Origin of the sequence: Paenibacillus sp. PAMC 26794, assembly GCF_000316035.1 — a bacterium.
Classification (GTDB): Bacteria; Bacillota; Bacilli; order Paenibacillales; family Paenibacillaceae; genus Paenibacillus.
The window spans coordinates 31,432-40,870 of the sequence record NZ_ANHX01000058.1 but is presented as its reverse complement, the minus strand read 5'-3'; the positions used below and the strand labels follow the sequence as shown (position 1 = coordinate 40,870).

The following is a 9,439-nucleotide window of genomic DNA, read 5'->3' as shown; positions in this document are numbered from 1 at the left end:
AATAACATTTGAAATAAGATTTTGTGCTCCTACAGCAGTTGGAGTTATAGTAACTGTATTAGATGAAACAGTAGGGAAAGATCTTGTAGTTAAATTGTTGGGAACGATTGTTGAACTAACAGATACAACTGTTTTCGTAGGAGCGGGACTTGCAAAAATAGTAGCCGGCCCAGATAAGGCGCCTACAAGCATTGCTGCGGCTAAAGTAGAAGTAATTGTTTTTTTGAATTTCAAGATTGTACCCTCCATTTTATTAAAAATATGGATTATAATCCCTTTATTTCAGTGCTATCCTATTTATAGTACAATAAAAAAACAAATGTCTACACTAAAGACAAAAAAAGTCATTTAAATACAATATAATACATTTTCATTGTTAAGAGTTTGTGTAGTATAGAAATGGCTTTCATTTTTCCCTAACTTTCTTATTTAATTGGAATTGAGCATTGTGCAAAACTCATCTCTATATTGTTGCATAAATATATCTTGTCAGATGACCAATGGATGTGTGAATATGAAAATAACTTACAATAAAACCACTAACCTATAGCATGACAGCACCCTTCGCAAGCCAAAGGAGCGCTTAGGATGAACAAAATTAAGAACGCTTTCACAACGCTACCGATTCATCACAAAACGATTCTCCTCATCGGATTGTTGATGTTAATCAGCTTTACGTTTTATGCATCCGTACTCCGATATGTGTTCAGTATCTATGACCGTCAGATCTATGAGAAATCCTCGCAGGTCCTCAATATGTCTTCAGTAGGCATTGAGAATCAACTACGTGAAGTTTCCAATCTCTCCTTCAAGGTGATGTCAGACGAGCCGCTTCAACAATATTTGCTTCAACTTGAAAAGGCCGAGACGGGATATGAGAGAAATGGTCTGCGCAAGAAAATTACCAACCGATTGGTTGCTTATGCGGGTTCTGAGAAATACGTCTATTCCATGCTATTTATCGATAATGATAATAACGTCATGGCTGCAGGGAACCGGGAAGGGATTTCGGAGTCGAAGCAAAGGGAACTGGTATCGCTGGGAGATCAATATACAGGCTCCAATGTCTGGCACACCAGCGGGGATAAACAAGCCAGGCTTTTATCTGTACGACAGGTGAAATCTTTTACTGGGGGCGCATTTACACTGGATAAGCTCGGAACTCTAATTATCCGAGTGCGTCTGGACCGAATCGTACAGGATCAGATGCAGGAACCCGCAGAGGACTCACAGTTATTGATTTCGGATGGAAAAGAAGTAATCTATCCAACCGAATCTTCGGTAAGTGAAGCTGAGATTGAATCGGAACTGAAGCGTACCCAACCCTATGGAATTGCCATGTTTGAGCAGGGCAGACACTTTGTAGCTCGTGCCAATTCTTCCTACACAGACTGGACGTACCTGTACACCACACCTTTTGACCAGATGTTTAAAAAAATTCAGTTTGTTAAACAGTTAGTCACGGTTATTTTTATCATGATTTTTCTGGCGGCACTCATAATTGGAGCAAAGTTCTCCCGCAGTATTACCCATCCGATTGCGCAGCTGATCAAAAAGATGCGTAATATCGAAAAAGGTGATCTGGATAAGCTGGAGGAGGCAGCCCTTGGCAATGTTCCGATATCTCCACAGAATGAGGTTGGGCTGCTGCATCGGACATTCAAGATGATGCTTCAGCGGATTCGTGAATTAATTGATGAGAATTATGCGAAGCAACTGGTGATTCGTGAGACTGAGCTGAAAGCGCTTCAAGCACAGATTAATCCTCATTTCCTATACAACACGCTTGAATCCATTAACTGGATGGCTAAAGTACAGAAACAACGTCAGATCTCGGAAATGGTTGAGGCGCTTGGATTCCTGCTGCGCAGCTCTGTGAATATGTCCGAGAAGTGGATCACGCTGGAAAGAGAGCTGGACATTGTCCGCAGTTACGTCACAATTCAGCGCACGCGTTTTGAGGAAAGACTGGATTTCGACATGGAAATTGCCCCGGAGGTAGGAACGGCACGGATACCGAAGTTAACATTACAGCCGTTGGTGGAGAACGCCATACATTATGCACTCGAACCAAGCATTGACCCCTGTCGGATTCGAATCCGGGCGAGAGCAGATGGAGATAAGGTGATTATTGAAGTCGAGGACGACGGTCCGGGGATGACACCGGAATTCCTGGAACAACTACACGAAGGACGTATTCAGACAAGAGGACAGGGCATTGGGTTATCTAACATCCAGGAACGAATCAGACTGACCTTCGGCGATGAAGGTGGAATGGTGATGAGCAGCAAGCCCGGATCAGGAACTGTAGTATCGATCAGCATACCTTGGATCAGAGAGGACGATGACGATGTACAAAGTGATGCTTGTAGATGATGAACGTGTCATTCTGGAGGGGATTTCCCAAGTGGTCGATTGGGCCGCGGCAGGTACGGAATTGGTGGATACGGCGAGGAACGGGATCGAAGCATTGGATAAAATTGGGCAGTCGAGACCCGATATTATTATTACGGATATTTCCATGCCGGGTCTGGATGGTCTCGGACTCATAGAGAAGGCATCCGAAGCATACCCGGGAGTACGTTTCATTATGTTATCCGGCTACAAGGAGTTCGAATATGCCCGCAGAGCGATGCAATACGGTGTGAAGCATTATTTGCTCAAACCCTGCAATGAGAATCAGATCCATGATGCGTTAACTGAACTGTTACAGGAACATCAGGATGCCCAGGTGAAGGAGCATGTTGCCGGTGAGATGAAACAGCGATTGCAGCGTGTTCTTCCACATGTGAAGGAGCAATTTCTGCTGGAGTTCATGACCAACCGCACCTATGGGCCGGTTGATCTGGAGTATTATCAGGAGCTGTTTGATCTGGAGCTTGAAGAGAACGCAGTTCGGTTACTGCTGTTCCGAATTGTAGATGAACATGATTACAGTCACTTATTTGCCATCAAAAATATCGCCAGCGATCTGCTCCCACATGTCCTGTTAAGCACAACCATTGAAGGCAAACTCCTCATCCTGCTCGCGGATTCAGTTGATCCGGCCGGACTTAAAGAAAGTATTGAAGAGGTTCGGGCTGCATTCACCAGACTATATAAATTGGAAGTGACCGCTGCGCTGAGTGAAGCAGATCGAATGATTCAGTCCCGGCGGTTGTTTCGTGAGGCATTGCAGTATCTGAACCATCGCTTCTTTATCGGTGAAGGCAAGCTGATTACGAAGAATGATCTGGTACTGGCCGGAGAATGCGACGGATTGCATGTAGAACAGGATGCTGAGCAACTGTGTCAGTTGATCAAATCGGGAAATACCGAAGAAACAGCGGTAGAGGTGGAGCGTCTGTTTGATCTATTATCGCGTCAGCAGCTGGAAATTGAAGTGACTCGCTCTTACGTAGTGCAGCTATACTCGGCGATGGTTCATGTCTGTCCACCTGAGGAGGCAACGGAATTCACCCAGCGTATGGCAGAACTGCCGCATATCGATACGTTATCTGGTTTGAAGTCTTTTGTTGCAAGCAGTGCAGCCCGATTAACTTCCGGTTATTACAAAAATCATATCAGTCGCCAGTCTTCTGCCGTGGAGAAGATGATGGATATCGTGGATCGTCATTATGGAGAGGCGGATCTCTCTCTCAACGGAGTCGCCCATCAGATGTTGTATATGAATCCGGATTACCTAGGCAAGATTTTCAAAAAAGTCACAGGCGAGAATTTCTCCAACTACGTGAATCGCCTGCGCATTGAACGTGCATGTGACCATATTCGCAGAGGCGGGGATGTGAAAGTATTCGAGCTTGCTGAATTGTTCGGATTCGGGGGCAACTCGCAATATTTCAGTCAGGTGTTCAAAAGGTGGACCGGTATGACACCTACGGAATTCCGCAGGATCGGCATATAACAATGGACTACCAATCATGTGTTTCATGTCTGGGGAGGACGAACAGCGCCGAGAGGGTGACTGTTGTCCTCCTCTGTTTTTTGAACCAACAAGACGGTTTTGTGTATTCAACTCTGGTCGTACATTTGCGAAAATGACATTAACAAGTTTGTGAAAGCGTTATCAGAAATAAAAGGATAACTCGTTCACACAACCATATCAACATAAAAGGGGAGATTGGCATGGTGAAAAAGGCAATATTCCTGATGATGGCTGCATTGCTCGTTTTTACAGCGGCATGTAGCTCAGGTGGAGGAACTGAAGGAGCATCTGGAGATGACTCGGTTACCCTGCGGATCGCTTGGTGGGGTTCGGATGCACGGCATGAATATACACAGAAGGTCATCGACCTGTACAAATCGAAAAACCCGAATGTCAAAATCGATGTGGAATATGCTTCATTTGATGACTACTGGAAAAAGCTCGCGCCACAAGCAGCTGCAAATCAGTTGCCTGACATCGTTCAGATGGATATTTCCTACATCAGCCAATATGCACAGAATGGTCAGCTTGAGGATCTAGCACCTTATCTGGGCAACCAGATCAAAGTGGACGATGTGTCCGAGAATGTTATTAGCACAGGTGTAATTAACGGTAAACAATACGGTGTACCTGCCGGTGTTAACGTTCTGGGCTTCCAATATGATCCGGCGTTGCTTAAAAAGGCAGGCGTAGATGCAATCCCTGACAATATGATTTGGGAATCGTACGAAGCACTGGGTAAACAAGCCGCAGATAAAGGTCTGTATTTGGATGGAGGAGTAGCTCCGGATATTTTCTTCCACTACTTCCTGCGTACCAAAGGACTGTCGCTTTACAATGCGGAAGGTACAGGTCTTGGATATGATGATGACCAATTGTTTGTTGAGTTCTTCGGGCTTATGCGCCGCATGATCGAGCAGGGCGCAGCACCTACACCGGATGTAGCCAACCAAACCAAGGGCATTATTGAGGAGTCAGATCTCGTGAAGGAAAAAGGAATTGGCGTATGGCAATGGTCCAACCAGTTCGTAGCCTTGCAACAGGTAGCGAACCGTCCACTCGAGATCGCTCCAATGCCAGGACCGGATATGGAAAAAGGACTATATATGCAACCAAGTATGTACTGGGGTGTAACTTCCAACTCCAAAGTGAAGGAAGAAGCGGCTAAATTCATTGATTTCTGGGTGAATGACGTGGAAGCCAACAAACTGATCAAAGGTGAGCGTGGTGTGCCGATCTCAGGAGCAATCAAAGAAGCTATCGCACCTGAGCTGAGTGACGCAACGAAACAGGTTTTTGAATTCGTAGCAGCAATGGAGCCAAAAGCTTCACCAATGAGTTCTCCGCCACCGGTTGGTTCGCCTGAAGTAATCTCTGCCCTGTCAGATGTGGTTGAAGAGTTGAACTTTGGAAAAATTACACCTGAACAGGCAGCAGAAACATTCCGCAAGAACGCCGAATCTGTACTAGCGAACAATAAATAACAGTTGAATGATAGCTTGCTCGTCCCACTACAGGGATGGTCGGGAAAGGGGCTACTCGCGAATGCGAGGGCCTTTCCCCGTCCAGATAACCCGAAGCCAGGATGAGGGAGCAAGCTGATCCATGAAGGAGGTTCGTTCCATTGAGGCAGTATTCGTCGTTACGTAGAAACTTAACTGGATATGCGTTCATAAGCCCGTTTATTATTGGATTCCTGGGCTTCACACTCATCCCCATGTTTGTGTCCTTATATATGTCTTTCACGAGTTATAACTTATTCACTTCTCCGCGGTGGATTGGGCTTGATAACTACACCAAAATGTTTTTTGATGATCCGAAATATTGGAACTCGGTCAAAGTGACGTTTCTGTATGTATTCATTGGGGTACCGTTAAGGTTGGTCTTTGCCCTCTTCGTAGCGATGGTCCTGAACACTGGCTCTCGTATGATTGGAACGTACCGGACGCTGTATTACCTGCCATCCATTATCGGTGGTAGTGTGGCCGTATCCATTATGTGGCGTAACCTCTTCAGTAATGAGGGTGTTATCAACAGTGCTCTAACGGCAATCGGGATCGGGCCTATAAGCTGGTTTGGTGACCCGAATGCATCCTTGGTTATGCTCATCTCACTGTCTGTGTGGCAGTTTGGTTCGTCCATGCTGATCTTCCTGGCTGGTCTCAAAAATATCCCTACTGAGATGTACGAGGCAGCAGGTGTGGATGGCGCGAACCCTATACGGAAATTTTTCAGCATCACCTTGCCACTACTTAGCCCGATCGTCCTGTTCAATATGATTATGCAGACGATTGGTGCATTCATGACGTTTGTACCTGCCTATATTATCTCCAAAGGCGAAGGTGGTCCAATGGACGGTACGATGCTGTACTCCCTGTATCTGTTCCGTCAGGCGTTTATGTTTAACAACATGGGTTATGCTTCGGCAATGGCCTGGATCATGCTCATCATGATCGGTATACTCACGGTAGCCGTGTTCCTGACATCCAAGTACTGGGTGTTCTACGAATCTGAAGGAGGGAAGTAACGATGGTTTGGAGAAATGTGAAATGGCCCATTTATCACCTGTTCGTTGCAGCTCTTGCCCTCCTGATGCTCTATCCCGTTCTATGGATGCTATTCAGTTCATTCAAGGAAAGTCGTACGATATTCGTCACAGCGGATACCCTGTTTCCTGCGGAGTGGATCTGGAGCAACTATGTGGATGGTTGGAAAGGAACCGCTGGAAGACCGTTTATGGATTACATCACCAACTCACTTGTAATCGTGGTTATTTCCACTATCGGTGCCGTAATATCGTCATCGCTGATCGCTTTTGGTTTTGCCAGACTTAACTTCAAGGGACGCACGTTCTGGTTCTCCTTGATGATGTTAACGCTGATGTTGCCACATGACGTGGTATTGGTTCCTCAATACATTATCTTCACGAAGCTGGGCTGGTTGAATACCATTCTGCCAATCGTTGTCCCTACATTCTTCGGAATGCCATTCTTCATTTTCCTGATGGTACAGTTCATTCGAACGATTCCGAAGGAGCTGGATGAGGCTGCAACCATCGATGGATGTAACAAGTTCAGATTGTATATTCAGATTATTATGCCACTGATCAAGTCTTCTCTGGCGACTGCAGCCATCTTCTCCTTCTACTGGAGATGGGAGGATCTGCTCGGTCCGGTATTGTACTTGAACTCGCCTGATAAATACACCGTGTCGATGGCGCTGAAAATGTTCCTCGATAGCGAATCTGCCTCCAACTGGGGTGCAATGTTCGCCATGTCCATCGTCAGTCTGGTTCCGGTTGTAGCTGTGTTCTTCATATTCCAGAAACAAATTGTTCAAGGGATGAGCACCAGCGGATTAAAAGGATAAGCCAGATTACTGTATCTTCGTATCTTCGCCCGAATGAACGTTTACGAAAGTTAACCAAGGAGGTTATCGCTTTTGAATAAAGCTCAGGGTAGTCAGGCCGTTGCCATGGAGGCAGCGGCACAAGGCCAGGCAGTGTCCGTGACTAGCTGGAAGTTTAACTTTGGACCAGACTCGGGAAGGGCAGATGAGACAGGGGATTATCTGAAAGTAACTGCAACAACCGCATATGAGGAACGCGGAGGATACGGATTCGAGGCAGGATCTCTGGTGTATGAGAAACAACGCATTAGTGACGAGGATGTGTCGGATCCCACGAAACAACATCATAACAATCCGGGGCAGACAACCATGTCTGCCCGATTGCGTTCAGGCTTCTGTATTCCTCTCAAAGCATCGTTTATCGTGGATGTTCCCGACGGAACCTACCAAGTATTACTTGTTGCAGGGGATGAATTGGCTGAGACAGTGACCCGCGTGAAAGCTGGTGAAGGCAGGCTTGTACTGCCAACCATTCGCACACTTCCCGGACAATGCGCAGAGGTTAGATTCTCGGTTGTTGTTCGCGGCGGCAGACTTCGTCTGTCATTTTCCGGTCCTGCACCGAGAATTAATGCGTTAGAGATTACCCTTGCGAATCAGACCATGACCGTATTTCTTGCCGGGGATTCAACCGTAACAGATCAGCCGGAAAGTGGATATCCGTATTGCGGTTGGGGCCAGCTGTTGCCTGCACAGTTCAAACATGATGTGGCAGTAGATAATCACGCCCAGTCAGGCCGAAGTTCCCGCAGTTTTATTAATGAAGGCAGATTAAGCGCCATTCTGGAGCGAATCAAGCCTGAAGATTTTCTGTTTATTCAATTTGGACATAACGATGAGAAGCCGGACCCTGAACGTGGGACCGACCCCTTCACAACATATAAGGAATATTTGAAAAAGTATATCGATGCTGCCCGTGAAGCCAAGGCTCGTCCGGTGCTCGTGACCCCGGTGCATCGTCGCTATTTTGCGGACGATGGCACATTGACCGATACCCATGGCGATTATATCATCGCCGTGCGTGAGCTGGCGGAAGAGGAAGATGTCCCGTTGATCGATCTGGCAGAGCGCAGCCGTCTTCTGTTTGAGCAGGCAGGCGTGGAAGGCAGCAAGGACGACTTTATGTGGGTGCTGCCAGGCGAGTATGTGAACTTCCCCTCAGGCGTGGAGGATAACACGCATTTTCAGGAACGCGGTGCCCGCCGCCTTGCCGAGCAGGTGGCAGAAGCCATCCGTGAGTTGCAATTGCAACCGTTGCAGATGTATCTGCGATAGGTTCATGCCCTTAATAATTAAGCGAGTTAATTAAATAACGAGCCAGCAAAAGTTGCCCAGCGAAGAGCGAAGGCAATAATCTTTTAAATCGGTCCGGCGAGCGTAGCAGCGAAGAAGGGCGGAATCGGGTAGAGGGAGCGAAGCGTCCGCCTTTGGAGCGGGATTTCCCCTGCTGAGGGGGAATTGAATAGAAATCCCGAGCCAACAGCGGCCCACGGCCCGATCCGCCCGCCAAAGCGGCTGCCCAGCGAGTCCACGGGTTTTAAGCGTTGCCCCCGCGAATGAGCCGAAGAAATCCCGAGCCAACAGCGGCCTGTAGCCCGATCCGTCCGCCGAAGCGACTGCCCCGCGAGCCTCCCCATGCTTTTAATCTAATTATTGGAGGATATACTCAATGACATTGGACCCGACCAAACAAGGCACATCAGCCCATAAGAACGATCCGACAGCCACAGGTCACACCTACTGGGTCATTCCGGATGGTTACATTCCCCCGGAGAGCCAGGGCACATTGGAGAGTCATGAGAGCATCTGTGTACTGAACACCAGTGCCACGGATGCGGAGCTGCACATCACGATTTACTTTGAAGACAGAGAACCACTCGAAGGTATGGTCGCTGAAGTGCCAGCGAGAAGGACGAAGCATATTCGCACTGCATCGCTACGATCCGGGGAGCAGTCTATTCCGCCGGGCGTGCCTTATGCGATTACGGTTTCGAGCAACATCCCCGTTATCGTCCAGTACAGTCGTTTGGACACGACCCAGCCTGAATTGGCTTTGATGAGTGTCATGGCGTATCCAATGGGATAACATTGCGACTGGGCATGAAA

The 9,439-nt window shown here is 47.4% G+C and carries 8 protein-coding genes; all 8 read left to right on the top strand.

What is annotated here, in order from left to right; all coding sequences use genetic code 11:
- Positions 1-352, top strand: a 352-nt coding sequence (locus D829_RS33775) for a hypothetical protein (protein WP_026081303.1), incomplete at its 5' end; no start/stop codon positions are given.
- A 236-nt stretch (positions 353-588) separates the two neighbouring features.
- Positions 589-2,376 (top strand): histidine kinase, encoded by a 1,788-nt coding sequence (locus D829_RS0120240; protein ID WP_017690751.1) that lies wholly within the window; start codon positions 589-591, stop codon positions 2,374-2,376.
- The gene (locus tag D829_RS0120235; RefSeq protein WP_017690750.1) at positions 2,351-3,904 is read left to right on the top strand and encodes a response regulator; all 1,554 of its coding nucleotides are present in this window, start codon (positions 2,351-2,353) and stop codon (positions 3,902-3,904) included. Before D829_RS0120240 ends, D829_RS0120235 begins: the two co-directional genes overlap by 26 nt.
- 221 nt (positions 3,905-4,125) lie before the next feature.
- Positions 4,126-5,409 (top strand): sugar ABC transporter substrate-binding protein, encoded by a 1,284-nt coding sequence (locus D829_RS0120230; RefSeq protein WP_017690749.1) that lies wholly within the window; start codon positions 4,126-4,128, stop codon positions 5,407-5,409.
- 140 nt (positions 5,410-5,549) lie between these two features.
- Complete coding sequence (locus D829_RS0120225) at positions 5,550-6,452, top strand: sugar ABC transporter permease (protein ID WP_017690748.1); 903 nt, start codon at positions 5,550-5,552, stop codon at positions 6,450-6,452.
- Between the two features lie 2 nt (positions 6,453-6,454).
- Complete coding sequence (locus tag D829_RS0120220) at positions 6,455-7,294, top strand: carbohydrate ABC transporter permease (RefSeq protein ID WP_017690747.1); 840 nt, start codon at positions 6,455-6,457, stop codon at positions 7,292-7,294.
- Between the two features lie 105 nt (positions 7,295-7,399).
- The gene (locus D829_RS0120215; protein WP_051154032.1) at positions 7,400-8,608 is read left to right on the top strand and encodes a rhamnogalacturonan acetylesterase; all 1,209 of its coding nucleotides are present in this window, start codon (positions 7,400-7,402) and stop codon (positions 8,606-8,608) included.
- A 394-nt stretch (positions 8,609-9,002) separates the two neighbouring features.
- Entirely contained in the window at positions 9,003-9,419 is a 417-nt protein-coding gene (locus D829_RS0120210; RefSeq protein ID WP_017690745.1) for a sensory rhodopsin transducer, read from the top strand.
- The last annotated feature ends 20 nt before the right edge of the window (positions 9,420-9,439 follow it).